We start from the raw sequence: 25,013 nt of genomic DNA, 5'->3' as shown, positions 1-25,013 counted from the left end.
GTCAAAAATAAACCTCTTTATTCTTTAAAGAAATATAAAAATATAAATATTACGTCATATTTACTTTTTAATATTAATATTTCTTATCAAAATATCTAAAAAAGGAATTAATGTCTATGAAAAAAAATAATTTTATTTTTACTATGCGTTGGCTTTGCTTTTGCTTGCTCTGAACATTCTCATACTGATTTTAAAGATCTTAATAAAACCAAGTATAATTCTCAATAAAGGATAAAATATGAAAAAAATCTTCTTTATGTTTTTAACGGCTTTTTCATTGTTAGGTGCTAGCGAGCTTAATATTTACTCAGCAAGACATTATGATGCTGATTTTGAAATCATAAAAAAATTCGAAGAAAAAACAGGCATTAAGGTCAATCATACTCAAGCTAAAGCTTCAGAACTTATTAAAAGGCTTTCTCTTGAAGGAAATAACTCTCCTGCTGATATTTTCATCACAGCTGATATTTCAAATCTTACAGAAGCTAAAAATTTAGGACTTTTATCCCCTGTTTCATCAAAATATTTAGAAGAATTTATACCTGCTCATTTAAGAGATAAGGATAAAGAATGGTTTGCGATTACAAAAAGAGCAAGAATTATTGCTTACAATAAAAACGCAAATATCGACATTAGCAAAATGAAAAATTATGAAGATTTAGCAAAAGCTGAATTTAAAGGAGAAATTGTCATGAGAAGTGCTACAGCTCCTTATAGCAAAACTCTTTTAGCATCTATTATAGCTAATGATGGAAGTAAAGAGGCTAAAGCATGGGCTAAAGGTGTACTTGAGAATCTTGCGACAAACCCAAAGGGTGGGGATAGAGATCAAGCCAGACAAGTATTTGCAGGCAAAGCTAAATTTGCAGTTATGAATACTTATTATATAGGGCTTTTAAAGAATTCTAAAAATCCAAAAGATGTAGAAGTGGGGAATTCTTTGGGTATTATTTTTCCTAATCAAGACAATAGAGGAACGCATATTAACATTAGCGGTATTGCTATGACAAAATCAAGTAAAAATCAAGATGCGGCTAAAAAATTTATGGAATTTATGTTAAGTCCTGAAATTCAAAAAATTCTTACTGATAGTAATTATGAATTTCCTATAAGAAATGATGTAGAATTAAGCCAAACGGTAAAGGATTTTGGAACTTTTAAAGAAGATCAAATTCCTGTGAGTAAGATAGCAGAAAATATTAAAGAAGCTGTTAAAATTTACGATGAAGTCGGTTTTAGATAATGTATAAAACCTTAAAATACTATAAACTCGGGGCAATTTTACTTGCCCTTTTTCTTGCTTTGCCTATTTTTGGTATTTTTGCTGAACTTTTTTATATTTTATTTCAAAATTTTAACACAAGTGATTTAACCCAATTTTCATCTATTAAAGAAAATTTGAGTCATTTTTTTGATTATTTATTTTTAAAATTCATCAAAGATACTTTTATAATTAGCGTGGGAGTATTGTGTTTAAGCTTGATTTTGGGTGTGAGTTCTGCTTATTTGATCGCAAATTATGATTTTTATTTCTGTAAAATTTTAGAAAAATTACTCATTTTACCCTTGGCCATACCTGCTTATATTTTAGTCTTTGTTTATGTGGGAATTATGGATTTTCAAGGATTTTTTCATGAAAATTTTGGCTTTAGGATAGATTTTTTCAATCATTATGGTGTTATTTTTGTTTTGGCTATTTCTTTATATCCTTATATTTATTTATTTGCTAAAACAGCTTTTAAAAGTGAAGCTAAAGAGGCTTATGAAGTAGCTAAAATCATGAAATATTCTGAATTTAGAATTTTTACACGCGTGGCACTTTTGAGTGCAAGACCTGCCATTTTTTCTGGAGCTTTATTGGTTTTAATGGAAACTTTGAGTGATTATGGTGCAAGTGCTTATTTGGGAGTGGATACTTTTTCGGCTGGAATTTTTAAACTCTGGTATGATTTGAATGATTCTTATTCTTCTAGTGTTTTATCGGGTATTTTAATGCTTTTTGTATTTTTGATTATGTATGTGGATTATTATTATAAAAATAAACATCATTATAGTTTTAATCAAAATTTAGCTCTTTTTATCAAAAAAAGAAAATTAAATCCTATTAAACAAATTCTATCCTGTATTTATTGTTTTATGATTGCTTTTGTAGGTTTTATTTTACCTTTTATTTGGCTAGTTTATTGGGGACTAAAAGATCATAAGCTTTTTGAATCGCAATTTTATATTATCAGTTTTCAAACTATAATCTTAGCTTTAATCACTGCTTTAATTACCACTTTTTTAGCTTATTTTTTGATGTTTAGCTCTAGGATAGTTAAAAATCATTTTTTTAATTTATTTATTTTAAAAATAAGTTCTTTGGGTTATTCTATACCTGCTGCTGCTTTAGGGATTAGCATTATAGTGCTTTTTGTATTTTTGGATAAATTTTTTCACATGAGTTTATTGGAAAATTCTTTACTTGTTCTTGTTTTTGCTTATATAATTCGTTTTTTAGCGAGTGCAATTTATTCTTTAGAGGGAGGATATAATAAAATTCATCTAAATATTGATGAAGCAAGTTTAAATTTAAGAACGAGTTATTTTATTTTATTTTTTAAAATTCACGCACCTTTAATGAAACATTTTTTATTTTTGGCTTTTATTATTGTTTTTATTGATACGATTAAAGAACTTCCTTTAAGTAGAATTTTAGCGCCTTTTGGCTTTGAAACTTTAAGTGTTAAAGCTTTCTGGTTTGCAAGTGATGAAAGAATTTATGATGCAGCTTTGCCTTCCTTGTTTATCGTTTTTCTTTCTTTAATGGTTGTTGTTTGGATGGATAAAATCACAAGGAAAGATGATGTTAGAAATTAAAAATTTATCTAAAAATTTTGGAAAAATACAAGCTTTAGAAAATATCAATCTTCATGTCAAAGAAGGAGAATTTTTAAGCATTTTAGGAGGTAGTGGAAGCGGAAAAAGCACGCTTTTAAGGATTATTGCTAAGCTTGAACAAGCTAGTTCTTATGATTTGTTTTCTTGCAAAGGTGAAGTGGCTTTGATGTTTCAAAATTATGCTTTATTTCCTCATTTAAATGTTGAGAAAAACATACTTTTTGCACTTTACGATAAAAAAGATAAAAATCAAATTTTAAATCATTTGCTTAAAACTTTTGAAATTGAAGATTTAAGATATAAAAAAATCGATGAAATTTCAGGAGGGCAAGCGCAAAGAGTGGCTTTTGCTAGAGCTATAGCAAGAGGATGTCAGCTTTTGCTTTTAGATGAACCTTTTTCTAATTTGGATCAAAATTTAAAACAGGATTTAAGAAGAGAATTGAAAAAAATGATAGAAAATCAAGGCATTACGGCTATTATGGTAACTCATGATATTGAAGATGCTTATTGTATGTCTGATCAAATCGCTTTTTTAGAAAAAGGAAAAATTTTAGCTCATGCAAATCCTAAAGAGCTTTATTTTAAGCCCGATTTTAAAAGTGCGCAAATTTTACCTGATTTAAATATCATAGAAGAAAAACTTGATTTAGAAGATGAATTTTTTGCTTGGATAGCTTCAAAAAATTATATTTTTGGTTATGCAGAACTTAAAATAGGAAATCGCTTTGAGGCTAAAATTTTACAAAAAGAATTTTTAGGGGCTTTTTATAGACTTAAGTTAAGATATAAAAATATAGAATTTTTTATGTTATTAAGCTCAAATTATAACTTAGAAGAAAAAATAAATTTTGATATTATCAATTTTTAGTTAAAATTCCTAAAAATCTTTTAAGGACAAATTTCATGAAAAATCTTTTAATCATAGGCGCAGGTGGAGTAAGTCGTGTGGCTACTGTAAAATGCGCAATGAATTCTGATACTTTTAGCAAAATCACTTTAGCTAGTAGAACAAAAAGCAAATGTGATGAAATCGCTGCTTTTATCAAAGAGCGTTTAGGGGTTCAAATCGAAACAGCGCAAATTGATGCTGATGATAGCAATGCGGTTGTAGAACTTATCAAGAAAACAGGAGCACAAATTTTACTCAATGTTGCTTTGCCTTATCAAGATTTGAGTTTAATGGATGCTTGTATAAAAGCAAGGATTGATTATGTAGATACGGCAAATTATGAACATCCTGATTTAGCTAAATTTGAATACAAAGAGCAATGGGCAAGAAATGATGAGTTTAAACAAGCAGAAATTTTAGGACTTTTAGGAAGTGGATTTGATCCTGGTGTAACTAATGTTTTTTGTGCTTATGCACAGCAAAATTTATTTGATGAAATTTCTTATATAGATATTTTAGATTGCAATGCAGGTGATCATGGCTATGCTTTTGCGACGAATTTTAACCCTGAAATCAATCTGCGTGAGGTTTCTGCTAAAGGGCGTTATTGGGAAAATGGCAAGTGGATAGAAACAGAGCCGATGGAAATAAAAATACAGTGGGATTATCCAGAAGTAGGTGTGAAAGATAGCTATTTGCTTTATCATGAAGAACTTGAAAGCTTGGTAAAAAATATCAAAGGTTTAAAAAGAATACGCTTTTTTATGACCTTTGGACAAAGTTATTTAACTCACATGAAATGTCTCGAAAATGTTGGAATGCTAGGGATTAAACCTGTGATGCACCAAGGAAAAGAAATCATTCCTATAGAATTTTTAAAAACCTTGCTTCCCGATCCTGCGAGTTTGGGGCCACGTACTAAAGGTTATACCAATATAGGTTGCGTAATTCGTGGTAAAAAAGATGGAAAAGATAAGCAAGTTTATATTTATAATGTTTGTAATCATGAAGAATGCTACAAAGAAACTGGCGCACAAGCTGTAAGCTATACTACAGGTGTTCCTGCTATGATAGGCACGAAATTAGTCGCTAAAGGAATTTGGCAAGGAAAAGGCGTATTTAATATGGAAGAATTTGACTCTAAGCCTTTTATGGAAGAGCTGAATTCTCAAGGACTTCCTTGGAAGATTATCGAAATGACTCCAAGTTTAGGAGAGTAAGTGCTTTAGCACTTACTTTTGTCCTATATAAATAAAGTGCTCCACACTGCCTTCAAAATTATACAGATTAATTAATTCATAATCTCCCCAAAATAAAGGTTTAAAAGGCTTAAAATCTTCTTTTAATTCTTCTATGTCTTTAGTAAAGCGTATATATGAAGAACCGCTCAATCTACCACTTGGACATCCTTTTACTTCACGTAATCCATTATCCATAAGTTCTCCTCTTTCATACATACTATAGCCTTTATCACTCATCATAGTTGCAAATATAATAGCTCCTTCATTGCATAATTCATAAAATTCTTGCACAGCTTCTTTAAAAGCTTGCTTTGTAAGATAATATAAGCTTTGATTTGCAAATATAAAATCCATTTTTGTATTGAAGAGTTTTTTAAAGCTAGAATTAGGAGATATGATGTGAAAATTTTTAGAATCTAAGCAAGGATCTTTTTCCCAAAACTTTTTTAAACTAGGAACTATATCAATACCATAAGGCTCTATACCCCCCCCCGTTATATTTTTAAAATACTTAGAATGCACTCCATTTCCACAACCAAAATCAAGTAATTTTCCACTTGTTTTACTTAGTTTGTATTTTAAGATTCTCTCGTAAAATCTTATAACATGACCATCAGGATATTGAAGTCCATAACCTTCTTTGTCATATTTTTGAGTATATGCAGATAAGGAATTATCCATTTTTTGCTCCTTTTCGTATAGAATTTTGACATTAAGCCAAAATTCATTCTAACACAAAAAGGATTAAAATTATTTTACAGGGTGAAGTTCATTTGCATAAAAACTAACTGATCCCATACCTTCTTTTAAAGCCCATTCATAAGCTTTTGCAACAAATTCCCAATTGATATGAGCATAGAATTTCTCTAAATAAGCAGGGCGTGCATTACGATGATCTACATAATAAGCATGTTCCCAAACATCTACAACAAGTAAAGGAACTTTATCTTCAGTAATCGGTGTAGCTGCGTTTGAAGTGCCTACAAATTCTAGTTTTTGATTTTTAGTATTATAAACTAACCAAAACCATCCTGAACCAAAAACTCCTGTAGCACCTTTGATGAATTCAGCTTTGAAATTTTCTAAAGATCCAAATTCTTTTTCTAGTGCCGCTTGTAAATTAGCATCTATACTTTGACATGAACCGCCACAACCACAGCCTGTACTTGGCTTAATGCAATCAAAATAAAAATCATGATTATAAACTTGAGCTGCGTTATTAAATACGCCCCCATTTGAAGTTTTGATAATACTTACAAGATCTTTACCTGCAAATTCAGTATCTTTAATAAGATTATTTAGATTTGTAACATAAGTATTGTGATGTTTTCCATGATGATAGCTAAAAGTTTCAGCACTCAAAAAATCACCAAAAGCATTGGTATCATAAGGTAATTTTCTTAATTCAAACATAATTTCTCCTTTATTTTTAGTTTGATATTGAAAATATTACCATAATAATATTAAAAAGAGTAAAAATATCTTAAAAGCTTAGTGGGTAAAATTTCTATTTATTTAATCTAAATAAAATAAGATATATTTATAATATATTTTAATAATAATTTAAATGTATATAAAAAATTATATTTTTTTGAAATATTTTTACAAAAAATATCTATTTGTTGGTTTTTAATAATTACAATTAATTTGCAACTAAAAATTATTCATAAGGAGGAAAATATGAAAAAAGTTGTACTAATCTCAGCATTACTAGGTGCTCTCGTAGCTAATGTTTTTGCAGCTAATACTCCAAGCGATGTGAATCAAACACATACAAAAGCTCATCATTCAAAAGCTAAAGCTGATAAAAAACATGAAGCTAAAACTCACAAAAAAACAAAAGAGCAAACACCAGCTCAATAATGCCCAGCCTTGATATAAGTCTATAATAGACTTATATCAAAAGCTATCCGTATTCTACAAAATAAATTATTAATATTTATTAAATTTTAATAGAAAAATGAAAAAATAGTTATTTTAAAAGAAAAATTAAAAAGTGGTGACCCATACGAGACTCGAACTCGTGTTACCGCCGTGAAAGGGCGATGTCCTAACCGCTAGACGAATGGGCCACTTTTAAGGAGTAAAAAATAAAAATGAAATTGAATTATATATATTTATTTCTTAAAATTTAATTAAATATATCAAAATTATGTGATTTTTATCTTTGTTTGATTATAATTTCATCTTCAATTTTTTATAAAATTTTAGGATTTATTATGGATTTTTATAGTCTTATTTTTTTATCCTGTGCTTTAGGAATGGATGCTTTTGCTGTATCACTATGCAAAGGTTTTAGTGTTAAAAAACTACATTTAAAACATTATCTTATTGTTGGAATTTATTTTGGTGGATTTCAAGCCTTGATGCCAACTATTGGTTATTTTATAGGTATAACTTTTGCATCTTTTATTGCGAGTATTGATCATTGGATAGCTTTTATTTTACTTTCTTTAATAGGATTAAAAATGATCAAAGAGTCATTGGAAAATGAAAATTGCGATAGTAATGCCAACCAATTTGGCTTTAAAACCATGCTAGCTTTAGCAATTGCTACGAGTATCGATGCACTAGCAGTTGGTGTGAGTTTTGCATTTTTAAATGTAAATTTATTATTAGCCATATTTTTAATAGGTATTATTACCTTCATTTTATGTATCATTGCTCTAAAAATAGGAAATAAATTTGGAATTTATCTTAAAAATAAAGCTGAACTTTTAGGCGGATTGGTTTTAATTATATTAGGAGTAAAAATTCTAGTAGAACATTTATTTTTCGATTGAAAATTTCATTCTTAAAGTAGCTAAAGCTTTATCAAATTCCAAGGCTTTACTTTGAAATTTTTTATTAAAAGTTCTTTGTCTTTTGGCAAGTTGCGTAGTATGTATCGTGATTAAATTTTCAAGCTCTTTAAAGGAAATTTCTCCATCTAAATATTCTTTACACTCTTTCAAACCTATAGAATTTAATGCTTTAAGCTTATGATCAAATTTAGAAAAAAGAATTTTTGCTTCATCTAAAAGTCCATTATCAAGCATTTCTTTTGTTCTAGTTTGAATACGTTTTTTTAAAATTTCTTTATCCCACTCAAGCTCATAAATTTCTATATCTTTAAGCACCCCAGTTTTTTGTGTTCTTTTTAAAAATTCACTAGGAATTTCTCTTGTTTGCTCATAAATACCCAGCCATTTTTTTAATCTATAAGTATCATTTTTTTCTATTTTATAGTTTGGATCAATATTTAATAAAAGAGCATAAATTTCATCGTTATTTAAAGAACTCTTTGACTCTAAGGTTTTTTCACTTAAACCATCTATCATAGTTTTTAAATAAAATCCAGTTCCACCTACTATAATTAGAGGTAAATTTCTAGCTAAAGCAAATTCTTTTGCTTTTTGATATTCTCTTATGAATAACTCAACATTAAAATGTTCATTCACGCTCAATAAATTTACCCCAAAGTATTTTATACTCGCAAGATCATCTTGTGAAGGCTTGGCACTTGCTATATTAATCTCTTTATAAACACAAAGACTATCAAGACTTAAAACAACAGCATTAAATTCTCTTGCTAAAGTATTGGCTATGTATGTTTTTCCACTCGCGGTTGTTCCTATTAATGCTATTTCAAAAAACATTTTAATATTTATCCTAAAATTTATAAAAATTTTAGTAAAATCATAGCAAAAAATATTTTAAAGTAGAAAAATGAACACATTCTGGATAAAATTTAAAGATATTTTAGAACTTGTAGTATTTAAGCATTCTATTTTTGCTTTGCCTTTTTTATTTTCCTCTATGATTGTAGCATCAAAACTTGCAAATGACACTGCTTGGTTTGGTTTTAAGGCGTTGATTTTAGGCATTATTTGTGCAGTAAGTGCAAGAAATTTTGCCATGGCTACAAATCGTTTAATGGATGAAGATATAGATAAGGATAATCCTCGTTGTGCAAATCGCCCTAATGTCAGTGGAAAAATAGGTAGAAAAAGTGTATGGATTTTTATTATTATTAATGCACTTATTTTTATATCATGTTCTTATTTTATTAATACCTTGGCTTTTTATTTGTCTTTTCCTGTGCTTTTGGTATTGGCTATTTATTCAGCTTTTAAGCGCTTTAGTTCTTTAGCACATTTAGTTTTAGGATTTTGTTTAGGACTTGCGCCTATTGCAGGAAGTGTTATAATTATGGGTGAAATTCACATTTATAGCGTTATTTTATGTTTAGGTGTAACTTTTTGGACAGCTGGGTTTGATCTGCTTTATTCTTTACAAGATATGGAGTATGATAAAAAAATAGGACTTCACTCTATTCCTGCTAAATTTGGTTCAAAGGCTACTTTATTTATATCATCTTTTTGCCATATTTTAGCGGTATTATTTTGGCTTCTTTTTGTGTGGGAAGTTTGGGGTGTAGCACTTGGAAAAATAGCACTTATTGGGGTAATTATAAGCGGTATTATTTTAGCCTTGGAACATAAAATTGTTCATAAGAATTTTGCTCATATTGATAGAGCATTTTTTACTCTAAATGGTTATTTAAGTATTATCTTTTTTATTTTTATTTGGATTGATTTATTATGGAATTAGCACTTTTTAAAGCAGGATTTGAAGCTCATTTAGAATGTTGTGAAATAGAAAATAACCGTTTTCTTGGAGAATACCTAAAACTTGGAGCAATTTCTCAAATTTTAAAATGGAAAAAACTTGCTTTACGCATTGATTTTGACGAGGGTGAAAAAATTATTTTTGATCTTCTTTTAAGTCTAAAAGAAGATATTTTAAGACTTGAAAATTCTTTAGATAAAAATAAAGAACTTATACCACTTAAGCAAAAAGGGGTAATAGAATCTTTAAATTTTGAGTATCTAAATTTTTTGGATACTATTTTAGAAGAAGATAAAGAATATTATTTAAGATTTGATTTAAATAATCAAAAAATAGCTATTTTTATCAAAGCTCAAAGTCAAACATTGGCAAAAATTATCAAAATTAAGCCTGAAGACAAAATGGCTTTTGATGCTTTTGTTGTTGAAATCCAAAGAAATATGATAAGAAATAAGAAAGGCCAAGAATGAGTGATGATGTACTTTATTTAGTTTTTATAATTGTGCTTTTAATTGCAATGCTAGCCTACATGAATATCAAAGAAAGAGAAAATAATGCAAAAATAGCAAAACTTCAAAATGTGATAGAAGATATTACCAAAGAACTTCATTATTTTCGTAAAGAATTAGGAGTTAAAGATGATAGCGAAGAGGATGAAGACTATAAAACCTCTCTTTTAAAAGAAGAAATTATGATTGAACTTGATAAACAAATCAGTTCAAAAATCACTCCTGTTTTAAGAACACTAAAAACTATGGAACATATCATAGAAGATTTTCAAAATGAACAACAAAATCGTCTTTTAAATTTGGAACAAAAAGCACAAAGCATGGCTAAACTTACACCAAATTACGATACAGAAGAACAAAAAATAGAAAATCTTTTCAAAGAAGGAAAAAGCATAGAACAAATCGCTAAAGATTTACGCATTGGCACTGGAAATGTAGAACTTGTCTTAAAATTTAAGAAATTAATAAAATAGAATGGAAAATAAATGCTTATAGATCAATTCGGTAGAAAGATAAATTATCTTAGAATTTCAGTTACACAAAGATGTAACTTTCGCTGCCTTTATTGTATGCCAAAAATTCCTTTCGATTATCAGCCAAAAGAAAATTTATTAAGCTTCGAAGAACTTTTTTTATTTGTTAAAGCAGCTATAGACGAAGGAATTGAAAAAATCCGTATAACAGGTGGAGAACCTTTATTAAGAAAAGATTTAAGTATTTTTATAAAAATGATTAGCGATTATAAAAGCGATATTGACCTTGCTATAACTACAAATGGATTTTTACTAAAAGACTTTGCTAAAGACCTAAAAAATGCTGGACTTAAACGACTTAATATTTCACTTGATACCCTAGATCACAAAAAAGCAAAAACTCTTGCGCAAAAAGATGTATTAGATAGTGTTTTATCTGGAATTGATGAAGCTTTAAATCTAGATTTGAAAGTAAAACTTAATACTGTAGCTCTTAAAAATTTAAACGATGATGAACTGATATCTCTTTTGGAATTTGCAAAATCAAAAAAAGCTCAAATTCGCTTTATAGAATTTATGGAAAATACTCATGCTTATGGTAAATTACAAGGATTAAAAAGAGATGAAATTATACAAATTTTGAGTCAAAAATATCAAATTCAACTTATAAAAAAAGATGAAAAAGCACCTGTGAGTATTTACAAGGCAGATGATTATGAATTTGGAATTATAGATCCTCATAGCCATGAATTTTGCGATTCTTGCAATCGCATACGCTTAAGTGCTGAAGGCTTGTTAATACCTTGCCTTTATTTTGATGAAGCATTAAGCATAAAAGAAGCGGTTCGAAAAGGTGATATTAAAGCCGCTGTAGAAATATTACAAGAAGTATTAAGAAATAAACCAGAAAAAAATAAATGGAGTGTTGTTGATAATGAAACCTCATCTCGTGCTTTTTATCAAACTGGAGGTTAATTTTGCAACTTGTTGAAAGTTTCTTAAGCATTCAAGGAGAAGGCAAATATAATGGAAAATTAGCTATTTTTATGCGTTTTGCTGGTTGCAATTTCAACTGTTTAGGTTTTAATGTAAAAATATCAAAAAACGATAAAACTCTCATTGGATGTGACACGATAAGAGCTGTTTTCACAAAAGATTTTAAAGAAAGTTATGAAACTTTAAATGCTAATGAACTTTTAAAAAGAGTGATAAAATTAAAAAAAGACTTTGATCCTATAGTTGTTATCACAGGTGGAGAGCCATTAATCCATTATGAAAATCCTGAATTTATAGAATTTATCCAAATGTTATTAAAAAATAAATTCGAAATACACTTTGAAAGCAATGGAAGCATAGAAATTGATTTTGATAGATATCCTTTTTACAAAGAATGTATTTTTGCTTTAAGCGTTAAACTCCAAAATAGTGGGATAAAAAAAGATAAACGATTAAATTTTAAAGCTTTAAAAGCATTTAAAAATTACGCAAAAGATAGTTTTTATAAATTTGTTTTAGATGCCAATACTCTTGATAATTCATTTTTAGAAATCAATGAAATTCTAAAAGAAGCTCCAAATCAAATTTTTTGTATGCCTATGGGTGAAAATGAGCAAAACCTTAAAAAAAATGCTCAAAAAATTGCTGAATTTTGTATTAAGAATGGTTATAATTATTCTGATAGAATTCATATTCGTCTTTGGAACGATAAAGAGGGTGTATGATTATAAGAAAATTATTTGAATTTGAAAACGCACACATTGTTAGATTTTGTTCTTCTAAGCGTTGCAAAAGTAGCATTCATGGACATTCTTACAAAGTTGAAGTTTTACTTGAAAGCAAATATTTAGATAATGCTGGAATGGTCTATGATTTTGGACTTTTAAAAACCTATATACGCCAAATTATTGATAGTTTTGATCATGCTATCACTCTTTTTAAATATGATGACGCAAAATATTTAGAAGAAATGAAAAAATATTCAAGTCGTTGGATTTGCCTGCCTGTTAATGTAAGTGCTGAAAATTTTTGTCGTGTATTTTTCATACTTATAGATGCTTTATTAAAACAAACAAAAATGGTAAATGGAGAACAAGGAGTGACTTTACAAAGCATCATTGTTCATGAAACAAGAACAGGCTATGCACAAGGTTTTAGAGAAGATGCCTATAGTGAGCTAATGCCAAAAATTTCACTTCAAGACATAGAATTTTCCAATGGCATTAAAGCAGAATGGAATGATATAGATTTTTATAACAAATTAAAAAATGAAGAAATTTTTATAAATCCAAAGGAGATTTAATGCAAAAAGCTAAAATTTTAATTGCCTTAAGTTTTTTTTTATTAGTTTTATCTGCCTGTTCTAATGATGAAAAAAATATTTCCAAGACTCAAAATACAGATCAAGAAGTAGTCCAAATAGAACAAAACGATGAAAAAACAGAATTAAGTGACTCCAACCTGCCTTTACCTGTAGATGATGAAGCACAAAGTTCAAATGATGAACATGAAGTCAATCCTAGTATTATCAACTCTTTATATAAACAAAAATGCGCCACTTGTCATGGAGAAAAAGGGGAATTAAAACCTAAAAACAGCACGGCCATTAAAACCTTGAGCAATAAAATTTTTATACAAAAAATAAAAACGATAAAAGATAAAAACCATAGTTTTTTAAGTGATGAACAAATTCAAAATTTAGCTGATTTTATAAACAAAGGAAAATAATGGATCAAAGTTACGAATTCTTTTTAGCTTTACATCTTTATAGTCTTTATGCGAGCGGTTTTTTAATGCTTTTTTATCTTATACTAACACAAGGAAATTTTAAAACCGAATTCATTTTTATTCGCAGAATACGATTATTTTTACCAATTTATTATTTATTTTTAGCTTTGATTATTTTTACAGGTTGTTTGTTATCAGCAATGAAACAATTTCAAATGAATGTCAATATCTGGGTAATGATTTTTTCTTGGATCTTAATTTTTGCCTTAGCAATTTTTCACTTTGTTTGTTTTAAAAAAGCAAGAAGATTTAGAAAATATGCCACTTTTAGATGGATTAGTTGTTTGATTTTACCTTTTGAAATTTTTTTATTGTTTTTGCCTTTTTTAATAGAAAGATATCTATAAAATGCAATTTTTGTATAACAAGCAAGCTGGAGAAGAGTTTATACAACTTCAAGGTGAAAACTTTAACCATTTAAAAGTAAGAAGAGTAAAGGAAAATTCGGAGCTAAATCTTAGAAATTTACAAGATAATTTTCTTTACAACTATACAATCACAAATTTAACAAGAAATTCTTGCACTTTAAAATTTTTAAACAAAAAATCACAAAATATAAAACAAAGTGAATTAAACTTAGCCTTAGCCATTATAGATATTAAAATTTTAGAAAAAACTCTACCTTTCTTAAATGAACTTGGAGTAAAAAAGTTACATTTGGTTTTTACAAATTTTTCACAAAGAAATTTTAAAATCGATTTAGAAAGATTTGAAAAAATCATTATTTCTTCTTGTGAACAATGCGGTAGAAATACTAAAATGGATTTAATTATCCACCAAAGCACTCAAGAATTTGTTCAAAAATTTCCAAATGCAATTATGGTTGATTTTCAAGGAGAACAACAAAGTCATTTCGATGAAAAAGAATTATATTTTATAGGTCCTGAAGGTGGATTTAACAATGATGAGAGATTATTGTTTAACCGGAAAATCTCTCTTAAAAGCTCTAATATTCTAAAAAGTCAAACAGCTATTATAGCTATAGCTTCAAAAATTTTGCTTTAACTTTTCTTAAATTAATCTCTTTTTTATGTTAAATAATTTATAATCACGGCTTATTGTTTTAATTTTTAAGGAAAACTAATGAAAAAAGAAATTCACCCAGAATATATAGAATGCAAAGTAAGTTGTGCTTGTGGAAATACTTTTACAACAAAGTCAAACAAAGCAGAATTAAGAGTAGATATTTGTTCAAATTGCCATCCTTTTTTTACAGGCAGTGAAAAAATTGTAGATGCTGCAGGTCGTGTAGAGAAATTTAAGAAAAAATACGCAATGCAATAATTATGCTTTATTTTATTCCTACTCCCATAGGAAATTTAAGCGATATTTCTTTTAGAGCCTTAGAACTTTTAAAGACTTGCGATCTTGTGTTTTGCGAAGATACAAGAGTAAGTAAGTCTTTGATTTCGTTATTAAATACCAAATTTCACACTGATATACATATTTCTAAATTTATAGCCTTACACTCCCATAATGAAAAAGAAGTTTTAGCAAGTATTGATTTAAAGATATTTGAAAAAAATGTAGCTTATTTAAGCGATGCAGGAATGCCAGGGATTAGCGACCCTGGAAAGGCTTTGGTAGAATTTGCACAAGAAAATAATATCACCTATGAAATTTTACCAGGTGCAAATGCAGCCTTAGTTGCTCTTGCAAGCTCAGCATTTTGTCAAAAAGAATTTATCTTTATTGGTTTTTTAGCAAATAAAGGCAAAGAAAGACAAAAAGATATAGAAAAAATTTTAAACTTTCCTTATCCAAGTATTATTTACGAATCCCCCAAGCGTATTTTATCTTTGATAGAACAAATTATGATTCTAGACAGCCAAAGAGAAATTTTTTTGATTAAAGAAATCAGTAAAAAATTTGAAAATAAATTTAAAGGCAATGCCAAAGAGCTTTTTGAAATTTTAAAAAAGTCTAATTTAAACGGCGAATGGGTTGTAGTACTGCAATCAAAAGAACAAAATTTTTTGCAAAATACTCTTTGTGAAAAAGATATTATGGATTTAGAGCTGCCTTTAAAAGCAAAAGCAAAATTATTATCAAAGTTCAATGGAAAAAATGCAAAAGAAATTTATCAAAAACTGCTTTTAAGTCAAGATTAGGTAAAATTTTAATATGATAGTTTATGGGAAGCAAATATTTTTTTATATTTTAGAATATCATAAAGACTATATCAATGAGCTTTATTTAGCAAAAGAATGTGATAAAACTACTTTTTCCAAAATCGCAAAATCAGGTTTTAAAATCAAAAAACTTGATTTTAAAACTGCTCAAGCTTATGCGAAAGGTGGAAATCATCAAGGTTTTTTGCTAGATATTAAAGAAAGTTCTTTTGCGAATTTAAATGAGATTAAAAAAAATGATTTTATTGTTATGCTTTATGGAATTAGCGATGTAGGAAATATAGGGGCTATCACGCGTACAGCTTATGCTTTAGGGGTTGGGGCTTTAATTTTTATTGGTGAAAAATTAGCCATGGAAGGAGTAATTCGCACAAGCAGCGGAGCGGCTCTTGATTTACCTATTGTGATAAGCAACGATGCTTTAAGTGTAATAAATGAACTAAAACAAGTGGGTTTTTATTTTTATGCGAGCGATGGCTCGGGAAAAGAAATTCACAGTGTAAAAATAAGCAATGGTAAAAAAGTTTTAGTTTTGGGTAGTGAGGGTTTTGGTTTAAGCTCTAAAATTGTAAAAAAATGCGATGAATGTGTGGGCATTGCGATGAAAAATAATTTTGATAGTCTTAATGTCAGCGCTGCTTTTGCAATACTTTGTGATAGGATGTTAAATGCTTAATTGGAAAAAAATACAAGAATTAAATTTAAAAGAAGTTGCAGCAAAAACGCAAATTGAACTTGATTTTCTTGAAGCTTTAGCAGAAAAGAATTTTGCTGTTTTAAGTCGTTTTAATGTTAAAGGTTTTGTTAAAATTTTAAGCAGAGAATACGAACTCGACTTTAGTGATTTTAATGAAGAGTATGAAGCTTATCTTAACGAAAACAATCCTACTCCACAAACAAAATCAAAAATGATAACCCCAAAACTAGATGCTTATAGTCAAAAATCCTCTAATGCTTGGCCTTTTTTGATTGTTCTTATTGTTTTAGTGATTATAGGAAGTGGAATTTATTATTTTGATACACTTAAAACTTTTTTCAAAGATGAACAAAATAATACTAGCACAACAGTTATAGATATCATAGGACAAGCACAAGAAAATTTAAAATCTTTAGGTGGAAATAATGTTGTTGTTATAGACAACAATAAAGCACAAGAAACAAATCAAACAGAGAGCGTTTTACCAAGCCAAAACATCTCGTTACAAGAAAATGATAAAAACATAAGCATAGAAAATAATATCAGTGAAAATAACACAACCTTACTCGATGAAGAAAAAAATACCCAAATCCAAGAAGACATAAATACACCAAAAACTAATTCTTTAAAAGAAGCACATTTTAAAACCTCTACCAAGATTTGGATAGGTTTGATAGATTTAAAAAGCCTTAAAAAAACAAGCTTTGTTAAAGAAAAAGATTTTAATATTTCTTTAGATAAAGATCAGTTAATTTTAACAGGAGCTGCAGCTTTAACAATATTTGATCAAGAAAATAAAGAACAAAAATTTCCTGCAGGAATTTCAAAACGTTTCTTGATTAAAGACGGAAAAATTACAAGTATTTCAGCTGCTGAATTTGCAAAATTAAATAAAGGTAAAGAATGGTAAAAAAAATTATTATTCTTACTCTTTATGTTAATATATCTTTTGCAATCTCAAGTCTTGATTTGGCAAAAAATTTAATAAACAATCCTAGTAAAAATTCTCAACTAGAATTATTATTTTCAAATAATTCTTACATAGATAATAATGGAAATTGTGATATTGCAAAAATATCTCAAATATTAAAAACCAACTCTTTAATTACCTTAACACTATCAAATCCTCAAAGTCTAAGACTAAATTTTAAAGCAAAAGCTGATGAAGTTATGTTTTTTAAAATTTTATCCGATGTTTTAACAGATGCCGGATATATATATTTTATCCCTACAGATTTGATTTTAAGAGAAGGAAATATTGACTATACCATACAAGTAGAATCTCAATATGTTTTAGATCCTGGAACGCTTTACAATCTCTTAAAAGAAAATTCTGTCTATATAAATAATATTAAGCGTATTGGGGCATATGATTATGAATATGATTTAAATTTTTCCAATGCTGTATTAAAAACCAATACAAATGTTAATTTAAATACTCCAAAATCATTAGAAAAACCCCTTAAAGACTATGTGCTTGATTTAAAAAATGCTACAAATTTGATTATTGATGCAAATGATTTAGACAATTGGTTTCCTAAAATCTTCTTTTTAGATAAAAATCTAAATCTAATTAAAGCAGTAAAAAGTGAAAATAAAAATAATCATTTTTCAGAACTTATTCCAAATGGTGCTATATATGCTATTGTAAGCGATATGTATAGTTTAGATAATATACGCAGGGGTTTAAAAATCACACTTAAAAAATAAAGGATTAAGAAATGTTTGATGAAATCCGTTTTAATACCATAGAAAGACTTCCAAATTATGTTTTCGCAGAAGTAAATGCGATAAAAATGGCAGCAAGACGTGCTGGAGAGGATATCATCGACTTTTCAATGGGAAATCCCGATGGTAAAACTCCACAACACATTATAGATAAACTTTGTGAAAGCGCTAACAAAGATAAAACCTCGGGATATTCTACATCCATGGGGATTTATAAACTTCGCTTAGCAATTTGTAATTGGTATAAAAGAAAATATAATGTCAATCTAGATCCTGAAAATGAAGTTGTAGCTACCATGGGTTCAAAAGAGGGTTTTGTAAATCTTGCAAGAGCGATTATAAATCCTGGAGATGTTGCTATTGTGCCAACTCCTGCTTATCCTATACATACTCAAGCTTTTATTATAGCAGGAGGCAATGTAGCAAAAATGCCTTTAGCTTATAATGAAAAATTTGAGCTTGATGAAAATCAATTTTTTGAAAATTTACATAAAACTTTAAATGAAAGCATCCCGCGTCCAAAATATGTCGTTGTTAATTTCCCGCATAATCCAACAACAGTAACTTGTGAGAAAAGTTTTTATGAAAGATTGATAGCAACGGCAAAAAAAGAAAGATTTTATATTATTTCAGATATTGCATATGCAGATTTAACTTATGATGACTATAAAACTCCTTCTATTTTGGAAATTGAAGGTGCAAAAGATGTAGCGGTAGAAACTTACACTCTTTCAAAATCTTACAATATGGCAGGCTGGCGTGTAGGTTTTGTAGTAGGAAATAAACGCTTAGTCAGTGCGCTTAAAAAAATAAAATCTTGGTTTGATTATGGTATGTATACGCCTATTCAAGTATCAGCTACCATAGCTTTAGATGGAGATCAAACTTGTGTGGATGAAATCCGTGCAACTTATGATAAAAGAATGCACATTTTACTTGAAGCTTTTGAAAACGCAGGCTGGAAACTTCAAAAACCAAGAGCAAGTATGTTTGTTTGGGCAAAACTCCCTGAAAGCAAAAGACATTTAAAAAGTTTAGAATTTTCAAAGCAACTTTTACAACGTGCTAGTGTTGCAGTAAGTCCTGGGGTAGGTTTTGGCGAAGCAGGTGATGAGTATGTAAGAATTGCTTTAATTGAAAATGAAAATCGCATACGCCAAGCTGCACGCAATATCAAAAAATATTTAAAAGAGTAAGTTATGAAAGTAGCAATTCTTGGTTATGGCACTGTTGGAAGTGCAGTGGTTAAATTTCTTTTAGAAAACAATAAACTTATTCGTGCGAGATGTGGGCAAAGCATAACTCCTGTGATCGCTCTTGCTAGAAGTCCTAAAAAAAACGCTTTAATTCCAATTACTCATAGCGTTGAAGAAATTTTAAATGCTGATGTAGATGTTTTTGTAGAGTTAATGGGTGGAGTGGATGAAGCTTTTAAAATAGTGAGTGAAATTTTAAAAAAGAAAAAAGCTGTTGTTACTGCAAATAAAGCTATGCTTGCTTATCATCGTTATGAACTTGAAAATTTGGCTAAAAATTTAGCCTTTGGTTATGAAGCAAGTGTGGCTGGGGGAATTCCTATTATAAAGGTTTTAAAAGAAGGTTTAAGTGCAAATAATATTTTGGCTATAAAAGGGATTTTAAATGGTACGAGTAATTATATTTTAAGTTCTATGAGTCAAAAAAATATGAGTTTTAAACAAGCCTTACAAATAGCTCAAAATTTAGGCTATGCAGAAGCTGATCCAACTTTTGACATAGAAGGACAAGATGCAGCTCATAAACTGCTTGTTTTATCAAGTATCGCTTATAATCTTAAAGCTAAACCTGAAGATATTTTGATCGAGGGTATTAGCGAAATTGCGCCTGAAGACATGTATTTTGCTAATGAGTTTGAATTTACCATAAAACTTTTAGGTATAGCCAAGGTGCGTGAAGATAAAGTAGAATTAAGAGTGCATCCTACTATGATAGATAAAGAAAAAATGCTTGCAAAAGTCGATGGAGTGATGAATGCTATAAGTATTAATGGAGATTTGTTGGGTGAAAGTTTGTATTATGGAGCAGGAGCAGGAGGAGAGGCCACTGCAAGTGCTGTGATTTCAGATCTTATGGATATAGCAAGAGATCAGGTAAAAGCACCAATGCTTGGTTTTGTGAATACTTTAGAATACGAGCTTTTAAGCAAAGATGAAATTTATACAAAATATTATTTAAGGGTGAAAGTTGAAGATAAAATAGGGGTTTTATCTAAAATCACACAATTGATGAGTGAAAATAATATTTCTATCGATAGTTTTTTACAAAAACCTAAAAAAAATGATGAAAATTACAGCACTTTATTTTTTACTACGCATTTAACTTATGAAAAAAGCATACAAAATTTGCTTGAAATTTTGCGCAAACAAGATTTTATAAAAACCAAGCCTTTTATGATGCGTATAGAATAATGGGTGTAAAAGCTTATTTAGATGGAATTTTAGGTGAAGATAAGGCTTGTAAATTTTTAAAAAAACAAGGCTTTGAAATTTTAAAAAGAAATTTCCATTCTAAATTTGGAGAAATCGATATAATAGCCAAAAAAGATGAAATTTTACATTTTATAGAGGTTAAATTTACTCAAAATGATTATGAAGTTTCTGAGCGTTTGGATAGAAAAAAACTTGAAAAAATTTTAAAAACTATAGAATTTTATCATCTTAAAAATGGAATTTCATCGGATTTTCAGATTGATCTGATTTGCATTAAAAATGATGTGATACAATTTTGCGAAAATATAAGTTTTTAAGCTGATATTTAAAAAAATAAAATACAATTAGACAAAAATTAAAGAAAGGAAAAATTATGGGAAAATATATTGAATTAACAAGTGATAATTTTGCTCAAGCAAAAGAAGGTGTAGCTTTAGTTGATTTTTGGGCTCCATGGTGCGGACCTTGTAGAATGCTTGCTCCAGTTATTGATGAACTTGCAAACGACTTTGATGGTAAAGCTAAAATTTGCAAAGTAAACACAGATGAACAAGGTGATTTAGCAGCTGAATTTGGTGTTCGCTCTATTCCTACGCTTATTTTCTTTAAAAATGGTGAAGTTGTAGATCAACTCGTTGGTGCACAATCTAAACAAGCAATTAGTGATAAACTAAACTCTTTACTATAAACTAAAGGCTAGTATAACTAGCCTTCTTCTTAAAAATTTCAAATTTATACTAAATAATAATTTTTATTAACTACTATTAAGAATAATTTTTATATCATTATTAATAATAAAATTCAATATAAAGGAAATGTAAATGTTAGATGTAGCAATCATAGGTGGAGGTCCTGCTGGACTTAGTGCCGGACTTTATGCAACTAGAGGTGGTCTTAAGAATGTAGTAATGTTTGAAAAAGGTATGCCTGGCGGACAAATTACCTCAAGTTCTGAAATAGAAAATTATCCAGGTGTAGCCCAAGTTATGGATGGAATTTCTTTTATGGCTCCTTGGAATGAACAATGTATGCGCTTTGGTTTAAAACATGAAATGGTTGGAGTAGAACAAATTTTAAAAAATAGTGATGGAAGTTTTACCATCAAATTAGAAGGTGGTAAAACAGAACTTACTAAAGCTGTGATAGTTTGTACAGGTTCAGCTCCAAAAAGAGCAGGTTTTAAAGGCGAAGATGAATTTTTTGGAAAAGGTGTAAGCACTTGTGCAACTTGTGATGGATTTTTTTATAAAAATAAAGAAGTTGCAGTTTTAGGTGGTGGAGATACGGCTTTAGAAGAAGCTTTGTATCTAGCAAATATTTGTTCTAAGGTTTATCTTATCCACCGCAGAGATGAGTTTAGAGCAGCTCCATCTACAGTAGAAAAAGTTAAGAAAAATGAAAAAATAGAACTCATTACTAGTGCAAGTGTAGATGAAGTATATGGTGATAAAATGGGTGTTACTGGTATAAAAGTAAAATTAAAAGATGGTAGTATTAGAGATTTAAATGTTCCAGGAATTTTTACTTTTGTTGGTCTTAATGTAAGAAATGAAATTTTAAAACAAGACGATGGTAAGTTTTTATGCAATATGGAAGAAGGTGGGCAAGTAAGCGTTGATCTTAAAATGCAAACTAGTGTTGCTGGACTTTTTGCCGCAGGAGATCTTAGAAAAGATGCACCTAAGCAAGTGATTTGTGCTGCAGGTGATGGAGCTGTAGCTGCATTAAGTGCTATGGCTTATATAGAAAGCTTGCATTAAGATTTTATAAAGTTGCTAAAAGCAACTTTATTTTTATTTAGCTTCCTATCACTCCACCATCAAGTTTTCTTATCATCATTACACTCGATCTTGGCGTTTTTCCATAAGGAAAAGTACTACCTTTTAAACCTTCTCCTGGATGTTGTATGCCTACAAACATTGTAGTATAATCCTCACTAAAAGCAATCCCTGTTAATTCACAAGCAATAGGTCCTGTTAAAAAGCGTCTGATTTCCCATGCCTTCGTATTCATCTTTATTAGAATAAGATCCATCTATTTGTATCCAAAGTCTTCCATCTCTATCAAATTTAAGTCCATCAGGAGAATTAAATTTATTTTCACTTGTAATATTATTTGAGCCTTTATATAAGCCTTGTTGGTTATCAGGATTTCCAGCAAGAGCAAAAATTTCCCAAGTAAAATCATCGTCTTTATGAGAATTTCTTGGCATCCATTTTAAAATTTGTCCATAAACATTTTTAGTTCTTGGATTTGCTGCATTAGGTTTTTGGCGATTTTTGTTGTTCGTTAGTGTTGCAAATACCTCTTTAGAACCACTTTGTCTATAGCTTGCTATCCATTCACATCTATCCATGGGAGTTGCACCTACAATGCTTGCGGCAAGACGCGTATTGATGAGTACTTGAGCTTGAGACTTAAAACCATTTTTTTCATCTAGGTCGTTTTTGCCATATTCTAAGGCTATCCATTTTCTCTGTCCTTTAAAATCTCCCACATTGCCGTTAAACTGTCCTACATACAAAGTGCCTTCATCTAAAATTTTACTTGTATCAGCACCTTTTTTGTATTTATGTTTGCTAACAAATTTATAAATAAATTCATTCATCTCATCATCACCCATATAAACTATAACAGAACCATCTTTTTCTACGATAATTTCTGCATTTTCATGTTTAAAACGCCCTAAAGAAGTTCTTTTAACAGGTGTGCTTTTTGCATCAAAAGGATTGATTTCCACTATCCAACCAAAACGATTGGCTTCATCGATATTTTTAGCTCAATCGAATCTTTCATCAAATTTTTCCCATCCATAAAGACTAGTTTTGTTAAATCCATAGCGCTTAAAGGCATCATTAAATTCTAGATTTTCATCTGAACTTCCAAAAAAATCGTCAAAATTTTCTTCACAGGTGATATAAGCTCCCTAAGGTATTTGTCCATTTGCATAATTTGCAAAAGTTCCATGAATAAATTTTTCATTTTTTAAAACTTCTTTTTTAGCTGCTCACTTACTTGCATTTTAGTGTTTACATCGATTCTGTGGTTATACTTAGAGTCTAAAAACAGTCCAATCATCATCTTTTTTTCGATTTCTAAGATACTCACACCCACACTAGCTTGCTCATATAAAAAAATATCTTCTTTGCTTAATTTTTACCATGATGATTAAATATGATTTCAGGATTTATATATTCATTATTAACGGCTAAAATTCCTCTGTTTTTTGAAAGTGGAAAAAATTCATACCATCATCATTATCTCCAAAAAACCAAATGAGCATTTTTAACCGCATTCATATCGATGATTTTATTTTTATCATAAGGTTTTGCTTTGCTAAAAAGTGGATCATCTCAAGAAATTAAAACCCTTGCTTCATAACCTTGTGGTGCTATAACTTTATCTTGTGTGCTTGCATCAACAACTTTAAAACCTAGAAAATCCTTATCCTTAAGCATAGCAGCACTTAAATTTGAACTTAAAAAAAAGCCACCACAGAACCTAAAGCTGAACCTTTTAAAAACAATATTCTTTCCATTTATTTTTACTCCATTTAAAATTTAAAACAATGTCTTGAAATCAAAAGTGTTTCAAATTGGCAGAATTTATGTAAGAGTAAAAATCAAATTTTAAATCAATAAGTAAATTTAGAGATAACTAGCTTTTTAGCTAGTTATCTAAGGTTAAAACCTCTTCTTCTTAACATCTTCTAAGATATTATTAGCTATATCACTTACTGTACTAGAAATAATAGCTGATTCATTAGCAATTTCAACATTATCTTTAGTAGTTTGATCAATTTGTGCTACGCTATCATTGATTTGAGTAATACCTGCAGTTTGTTCTTTAATACTTTCTGCCATATCATTGATAGATTGAACAAGTAAATTAGTATTAGCTTCTATTTCAGATAAAGACTTTTGAGTTCTCTCAGCTAGTTTTCTAACTTCATCAGCCACAACAGCAAAGCCTCTACCATGTTCTCCAGCACGTGCAGCTTCAATAGCTGCATTTAAAGCTAGAAGATTAATTTGATCTGCAATATCTCCTATAATACCTGTAACATTTTTAATCTCTTCAGATTGAGTGATAACATCACTAGTTTTAACTGAAACATTTTGCATAGAAGAAGTGATCTCTTCTAAAGCTGCTGCAGTTTCTTCTAAAGATTGAGCTTGAGAATTTGAAGAAGTGGTTAAGCTTTGAACAGCAGTTTGTAATTTTCCACTTTCATTAGCTAAAGCATTAGCAAAGTCTGAACTTTGTTTTAGCATTTTAACTATTTCATCGCCTAAAGCATTAGTAGTTAATTCAACACTTCCTGAAGCATTAGAGATTTTATTTCTAAAATCTAAGCTTTTGTATTCTTCAAATATTTTATGAATAACATTCATATCAGAACCTACTCTAGCTTGTAAAACATCAAGAAGTTTATTTAGAACATTTTTAAGTTCAATAAGTTGTGGGTTTCTTGGATTAGCAGTAATTCTTGCTGTTAAATTACCACCTTCTACAACTGATACGGTTTGAACTGATTCTTTAACAGCTTGATTGTCTTGTTCTAAACCTTTTTTAGTAGCAAGGATGTTTTCGTTGAT

The 25,013-nt window shown here is 29.1% G+C and carries 29 protein-coding genes, 1 tRNA gene and 3 pseudogenes; 27 read left to right on the top strand and 6 right to left on the bottom strand.

Going from position 1 to position 25,013, the window contains the following annotated elements; genetic code table 11:
- Positions 1 to 126: 126 nt before the first annotated feature.
- The 5 genes and pseudogenes from AJ884_RS03885 (at position 127) to AJ884_RS03865 (ending at position 4,992) form a co-directional block, all read left to right on the top strand.
- Positions 127 to 242 (top strand): annotated as a pseudogene (locus AJ884_RS03885) (hypothetical protein).
- A complete protein-coding gene (locus tag AJ884_RS03880; RefSeq protein WP_070210605.1) occupies positions 239 to 1,243 on the top strand; it encodes a Fe(3+) ABC transporter substrate-binding protein in 1,005 nt (334 codons plus the stop codon). Before AJ884_RS03885 ends, AJ884_RS03880 begins: the two are co-directional and overlap by 4 nt.
- Positions 1,243 to 2,859, top strand: coding sequence for an ABC transporter permease (locus AJ884_RS03875; RefSeq protein WP_070286468.1), 1,617 nt, complete (start codon positions 1,243 to 1,245; stop codon positions 2,857 to 2,859). The genes AJ884_RS03880 and AJ884_RS03875 overlap by 1 nt, the downstream gene beginning before the upstream one ends.
- Positions 2,843 to 3,751 carry an ABC transporter ATP-binding protein gene (locus AJ884_RS03870; RefSeq protein WP_002860649.1) on the top strand — a complete coding sequence of 303 codons (909 nt, stop codon included), beginning with the start codon at positions 2,843 to 2,845 and terminating at the stop codon, positions 3,749 to 3,751. Before AJ884_RS03875 ends, AJ884_RS03870 begins: the two co-directional genes overlap by 17 nt.
- Before the next feature lie 35 nt (positions 3,752 to 3,786).
- A complete protein-coding gene (locus AJ884_RS03865; RefSeq protein ID WP_070210603.1) occupies positions 3,787 to 4,992 on the top strand; it encodes a saccharopine dehydrogenase family protein in 1,206 nt (401 codons plus the stop codon).
- A 12-nt stretch (positions 4,993 to 5,004) separates the two neighbouring features.
- Here AJ884_RS03865 and AJ884_RS03860 read toward each other — a convergent pair whose 3' ends face one another.
- Positions 5,005 to 5,694 carry a class I SAM-dependent methyltransferase gene (locus tag AJ884_RS03860; protein ID WP_070211435.1) on the bottom strand — a complete coding sequence of 230 codons (690 nt, stop codon included), beginning with the start codon at positions 5,692 to 5,694 and terminating at the stop codon, positions 5,005 to 5,007.
- A 69-nt stretch (positions 5,695 to 5,763) separates the two neighbouring features.
- Complete coding sequence (sodB, locus tag AJ884_RS03855) at positions 5,764 to 6,426, bottom strand: superoxide dismutase [Fe] (RefSeq protein ID WP_002851662.1); 663 nt, start codon at positions 6,424 to 6,426, stop codon at positions 5,764 to 5,766.
- Positions 6,427 to 6,693: 267 nt separating this feature from the next.
- On the opposite strand from sodB, the gene AJ884_RS03850 reads away from it, so the two are divergent.
- Positions 6,694 to 6,876 (top strand): hypothetical protein, encoded by a 183-nt coding sequence (locus AJ884_RS03850; protein ID WP_070210602.1) that lies wholly within the window; start codon positions 6,694 to 6,696, stop codon positions 6,874 to 6,876.
- A gap of 134 nt (positions 6,877 to 7,010) precedes the next feature.
- Here the strand turns inward: AJ884_RS03850 and AJ884_RS03845 are convergent.
- Positions 7,011 to 7,085 (bottom strand) — tRNA-Glu (locus AJ884_RS03845).
- A 147-nt stretch (positions 7,086 to 7,232) separates the two neighbouring features.
- Between AJ884_RS03845 and AJ884_RS03840 the strand changes: the two genes are divergently transcribed.
- The gene (locus AJ884_RS03840; RefSeq protein WP_070210601.1) at positions 7,233 to 7,796 is read left to right on the top strand and encodes a manganese efflux pump MntP family protein; all 564 of its coding nucleotides are present in this window, start codon (positions 7,233 to 7,235) and stop codon (positions 7,794 to 7,796) included.
- Here the strand turns inward: AJ884_RS03840 and miaA are convergent.
- Positions 7,782 to 8,651: a tRNA (adenosine(37)-N6)-dimethylallyltransferase MiaA gene (miaA, locus tag AJ884_RS03835; RefSeq protein ID WP_070233486.1), complete on the bottom strand. Its 870-nt coding sequence runs from the start codon at positions 8,649 to 8,651 to the stop codon at positions 7,782 to 7,784. The genes AJ884_RS03840 and miaA overlap by 15 nt on opposite strands.
- 70 nt (positions 8,652 to 8,721) lie before the next feature.
- Between miaA and mqnP the strand changes: the two genes are divergently transcribed.
- From mqnP to trxB, 19 genes are all read left to right on the top strand, one after another.
- Positions 8,722 to 9,606: a menaquinone biosynthesis prenyltransferase MqnP gene (gene mqnP, locus AJ884_RS03830; protein ID WP_002851905.1), complete on the top strand. Its 885-nt coding sequence runs from the start codon at positions 8,722 to 8,724 to the stop codon at positions 9,604 to 9,606.
- Positions 9,597 to 10,094, top strand: coding sequence for a hypothetical protein (locus AJ884_RS03825; RefSeq protein WP_002851641.1), 498 nt, complete (start codon positions 9,597 to 9,599; stop codon positions 10,092 to 10,094). Before mqnP ends, AJ884_RS03825 begins: the two co-directional genes overlap by 10 nt.
- On the top strand, positions 10,091 to 10,606 hold the full coding sequence (locus AJ884_RS03820) for a DUF6115 domain-containing protein (RefSeq protein WP_002851715.1): 516 nt from the start codon (positions 10,091 to 10,093) through the stop codon (positions 10,604 to 10,606). Before AJ884_RS03825 ends, AJ884_RS03820 begins: the two co-directional genes overlap by 4 nt.
- A 12-nt stretch (positions 10,607 to 10,618) precedes the next feature.
- Positions 10,619 to 11,581: a GTP 3',8-cyclase MoaA gene (gene moaA, locus AJ884_RS03815; protein ID WP_002868437.1), complete on the top strand. Its 963-nt coding sequence runs from the start codon at positions 10,619 to 10,621 to the stop codon at positions 11,579 to 11,581.
- A gap of 2 nt (positions 11,582 to 11,583) precedes the next feature.
- Positions 11,584 to 12,327 carry a 7-carboxy-7-deazaguanine synthase QueE gene (locus AJ884_RS03810; protein WP_002851883.1) on the top strand — a complete coding sequence of 248 codons (744 nt, stop codon included), beginning with the start codon at positions 11,584 to 11,586 and terminating at the stop codon, positions 12,325 to 12,327.
- A complete protein-coding gene (locus AJ884_RS03805; protein ID WP_002858675.1) occupies positions 12,324 to 12,905 on the top strand; it encodes a 6-pyruvoyl trahydropterin synthase family protein in 582 nt (193 codons plus the stop codon). The genes AJ884_RS03810 and AJ884_RS03805 overlap by 4 nt, the downstream gene beginning before the upstream one ends.
- Complete coding sequence (locus AJ884_RS03800) at positions 12,905 to 13,330, top strand: c-type cytochrome (RefSeq protein ID WP_002851842.1); 426 nt, start codon at positions 12,905 to 12,907, stop codon at positions 13,328 to 13,330. Before AJ884_RS03805 ends, AJ884_RS03800 begins: the two co-directional genes overlap by 1 nt.
- The gene (locus AJ884_RS03795; RefSeq protein ID WP_002851635.1) at positions 13,330 to 13,737 is read left to right on the top strand and encodes a membrane protein; all 408 of its coding nucleotides are present in this window, start codon (positions 13,330 to 13,332) and stop codon (positions 13,735 to 13,737) included. The genes AJ884_RS03800 and AJ884_RS03795 overlap by 1 nt, the downstream gene beginning before the upstream one ends.
- Before the next feature lies 1 nt (position 13,738).
- Complete coding sequence (locus AJ884_RS03790; protein ID WP_002851903.1) at positions 13,739 to 14,395, top strand: 16S rRNA (uracil(1498)-N(3))-methyltransferase; 657 nt, start codon at positions 13,739 to 13,741, stop codon at positions 14,393 to 14,395.
- Between the two features lie 78 nt (positions 14,396 to 14,473).
- Complete coding sequence (rpmE, locus tag AJ884_RS03785; protein ID WP_002860655.1) at positions 14,474 to 14,674, top strand: 50S ribosomal protein L31; 201 nt, start codon at positions 14,474 to 14,476, stop codon at positions 14,672 to 14,674.
- A 2-nt stretch (positions 14,675 to 14,676) separates the two neighbouring features.
- Positions 14,677 to 15,501: a 16S rRNA (cytidine(1402)-2'-O)-methyltransferase gene (rsmI, locus tag AJ884_RS03780; protein ID WP_070233487.1), complete on the top strand. Its 825-nt coding sequence runs from the start codon at positions 14,677 to 14,679 to the stop codon at positions 15,499 to 15,501.
- A 13-nt stretch (positions 15,502 to 15,514) separates the two neighbouring features.
- On the top strand, positions 15,515 to 16,198 hold the full coding sequence (rlmB, locus tag AJ884_RS03775; protein WP_070210175.1) for a 23S rRNA (guanosine(2251)-2'-O)-methyltransferase RlmB: 684 nt from the start codon (positions 15,515 to 15,517) through the stop codon (positions 16,196 to 16,198).
- Positions 16,191 to 17,129 (top strand): hypothetical protein, encoded by a 939-nt coding sequence (locus tag AJ884_RS03770; RefSeq protein WP_070233488.1) that lies wholly within the window; start codon positions 16,191 to 16,193, stop codon positions 17,127 to 17,129. The genes rlmB and AJ884_RS03770 overlap by 8 nt, the downstream gene beginning before the upstream one ends.
- Positions 17,123 to 17,929, top strand: coding sequence for a hypothetical protein (locus tag AJ884_RS03765; RefSeq protein WP_070233489.1), 807 nt, complete (start codon positions 17,123 to 17,125; stop codon positions 17,927 to 17,929). The genes AJ884_RS03770 and AJ884_RS03765 overlap by 7 nt, the downstream gene beginning before the upstream one ends.
- An 11-nt stretch (positions 17,930 to 17,940) precedes the next feature.
- Positions 17,941 to 19,143, top strand: coding sequence for an LL-diaminopimelate aminotransferase (locus AJ884_RS03760; RefSeq protein WP_070233490.1), 1,203 nt, complete (start codon positions 17,941 to 17,943; stop codon positions 19,141 to 19,143).
- A gap of 3 nt (positions 19,144 to 19,146) precedes the next feature.
- Positions 19,147 to 20,394 (top strand): homoserine dehydrogenase, encoded by a 1,248-nt coding sequence (locus tag AJ884_RS03755; protein ID WP_044778705.1) that lies wholly within the window; start codon positions 19,147 to 19,149, stop codon positions 20,392 to 20,394.
- A complete protein-coding gene (locus tag AJ884_RS03750) occupies positions 20,394 to 20,732 on the top strand; it encodes a YraN family protein (RefSeq protein ID WP_002851874.1) in 339 nt (112 codons plus the stop codon). The genes AJ884_RS03755 and AJ884_RS03750 overlap by 1 nt, the downstream gene beginning before the upstream one ends.
- Positions 20,733 to 20,788: 56 nt before the next feature.
- Positions 20,789 to 21,103: a thioredoxin gene (gene trxA / locus AJ884_RS03745; protein ID WP_002778629.1), complete on the top strand. Its 315-nt coding sequence runs from the start codon at positions 20,789 to 20,791 to the stop codon at positions 21,101 to 21,103.
- A 133-nt stretch (positions 21,104 to 21,236) separates the two neighbouring features.
- A complete protein-coding gene (gene trxB, locus AJ884_RS03740; protein WP_070233491.1) occupies positions 21,237 to 22,175 on the top strand; it encodes a thioredoxin-disulfide reductase in 939 nt (312 codons plus the stop codon).
- A gap of 37 nt (positions 22,176 to 22,212) precedes the next feature.
- Here the strand turns inward: trxB and AJ884_RS03735 are convergent.
- Positions 22,213 to 23,953, bottom strand: a pseudogene (locus AJ884_RS03735) (PhoX family protein).
- Positions 23,954 to 23,972: 19 nt separating this feature from the next.
- On the opposite strand from AJ884_RS03735, the pseudogene AJ884_RS10295 reads away from it, so the two are divergent.
- Positions 23,973 to 24,056: pseudogene (locus AJ884_RS10295) on the top strand (hypothetical protein); the annotation flags it as partial.
- Positions 24,057 to 24,098: 42 nt separating this feature from the next.
- Here AJ884_RS10295 and AJ884_RS03730 read toward each other — a convergent pair.
- A partial coding sequence (locus AJ884_RS03730) for a methyl-accepting chemotaxis protein (RefSeq protein WP_002934477.1) occupies positions 24,099 to 25,013 on the bottom strand: 915 nt, incomplete at its 5' end.

It is taken from the genome of Campylobacter sp. BCW_6463 (genome assembly GCF_001762785.1).
GTDB classification, from domain to species: Bacteria; Campylobacterota; Campylobacteria; order Campylobacterales; family Campylobacteraceae; genus Campylobacter_D; species Campylobacter_D jejuni.
This window is presented reverse-complemented; position numbering and strand designations above follow the sequence as displayed.

Excerpts from the sequence above, each read along its gene's own strand:
- rpmE (WP_002860655.1), top strand. The coding sequence starts at position 14,474 with ATGAAAAAAGAAATTCACCCAGAATATATAGAATGCAAAGTAAGTTGT.
- AJ884_RS03860 (WP_070211435.1), bottom strand. The coding sequence starts at position 5,694 with ATGGATAATTCCTTATCTGCATATACTCAAAAATATGACAAAGAAGGT.
- AJ884_RS03770 (WP_070233488.1), top strand. The coding sequence starts at position 16,191 with ATGCTTAATTGGAAAAAAATACAAGAATTAAATTTAAAAGAAGTTGCA.
- rlmB (WP_070210175.1), top strand. The coding sequence starts at position 15,515 with ATGATAGTTTATGGGAAGCAAATATTTTTTTATATTTTAGAATATCAT.
- AJ884_RS03750 (WP_002851874.1), top strand. The coding sequence starts at position 20,394 with ATGGGTGTAAAAGCTTATTTAGATGGAATTTTAGGTGAAGATAAGGCT.
- AJ884_RS03870 (WP_002860649.1), top strand. The coding sequence starts at position 2,843 with ATGATGTTAGAAATTAAAAATTTATCTAAAAATTTTGGAAAAATACAA.
- AJ884_RS03820 (WP_002851715.1), top strand. The coding sequence starts at position 10,091 with ATGAGTGATGATGTACTTTATTTAGTTTTTATAATTGTGCTTTTAATT.
- AJ884_RS03865 (WP_070210603.1), top strand. The coding sequence starts at position 3,787 with ATGAAAAATCTTTTAATCATAGGCGCAGGTGGAGTAAGTCGTGTGGCT.
- AJ884_RS03755 (WP_044778705.1), top strand. The coding sequence starts at position 19,147 with ATGAAAGTAGCAATTCTTGGTTATGGCACTGTTGGAAGTGCAGTGGTT.
- AJ884_RS03760 (WP_070233490.1), top strand. The coding sequence starts at position 17,941 with ATGTTTGATGAAATCCGTTTTAATACCATAGAAAGACTTCCAAATTAT.
- miaA (WP_070233486.1), bottom strand. The coding sequence starts at position 8,651 with ATGTTTTTTGAAATAGCATTAATAGGAACAACCGCGAGTGGAAAAACA.
- AJ884_RS03880 (WP_070210605.1), top strand. The coding sequence starts at position 239 with ATGAAAAAAATCTTCTTTATGTTTTTAACGGCTTTTTCATTGTTAGGT.
- AJ884_RS03850 (WP_070210602.1), top strand. The coding sequence starts at position 6,694 with ATGAAAAAAGTTGTACTAATCTCAGCATTACTAGGTGCTCTCGTAGCT.
- mqnP (WP_002851905.1), top strand. The coding sequence starts at position 8,722 with ATGAACACATTCTGGATAAAATTTAAAGATATTTTAGAACTTGTAGTA.
- sodB (WP_002851662.1), bottom strand. The coding sequence starts at position 6,426 with ATGTTTGAATTAAGAAAATTACCTTATGATACCAATGCTTTTGGTGAT.
- AJ884_RS03825 (WP_002851641.1), top strand. The coding sequence starts at position 9,597 with ATGGAATTAGCACTTTTTAAAGCAGGATTTGAAGCTCATTTAGAATGT.
- trxB (WP_070233491.1), top strand. The coding sequence starts at position 21,237 with ATGTTAGATGTAGCAATCATAGGTGGAGGTCCTGCTGGACTTAGTGCC.
- rsmI (WP_070233487.1), top strand. The coding sequence starts at position 14,677 with ATGCTTTATTTTATTCCTACTCCCATAGGAAATTTAAGCGATATTTCT.
- AJ884_RS03795 (WP_002851635.1), top strand. The coding sequence starts at position 13,330 with ATGGATCAAAGTTACGAATTCTTTTTAGCTTTACATCTTTATAGTCTT.
- moaA (WP_002868437.1), top strand. The coding sequence starts at position 10,619 with ATGCTTATAGATCAATTCGGTAGAAAGATAAATTATCTTAGAATTTCA.
- AJ884_RS03790 (WP_002851903.1), top strand. The coding sequence starts at position 13,739 with ATGCAATTTTTGTATAACAAGCAAGCTGGAGAAGAGTTTATACAACTT.
- trxA (WP_002778629.1), top strand. The coding sequence starts at position 20,789 with ATGGGAAAATATATTGAATTAACAAGTGATAATTTTGCTCAAGCAAAA.
- AJ884_RS03800 (WP_002851842.1), top strand. The coding sequence starts at position 12,905 with ATGCAAAAAGCTAAAATTTTAATTGCCTTAAGTTTTTTTTTATTAGTT.
- AJ884_RS03875 (WP_070286468.1), top strand. The coding sequence starts at position 1,243 with ATGTATAAAACCTTAAAATACTATAAACTCGGGGCAATTTTACTTGCC.
- AJ884_RS03840 (WP_070210601.1), top strand. The coding sequence starts at position 7,233 with ATGGATTTTTATAGTCTTATTTTTTTATCCTGTGCTTTAGGAATGGAT.
- AJ884_RS03805 (WP_002858675.1), top strand. The coding sequence starts at position 12,324 with ATGATTATAAGAAAATTATTTGAATTTGAAAACGCACACATTGTTAGA.
- AJ884_RS03765 (WP_070233489.1), top strand. The coding sequence starts at position 17,123 with ATGGTAAAAAAAATTATTATTCTTACTCTTTATGTTAATATATCTTTT.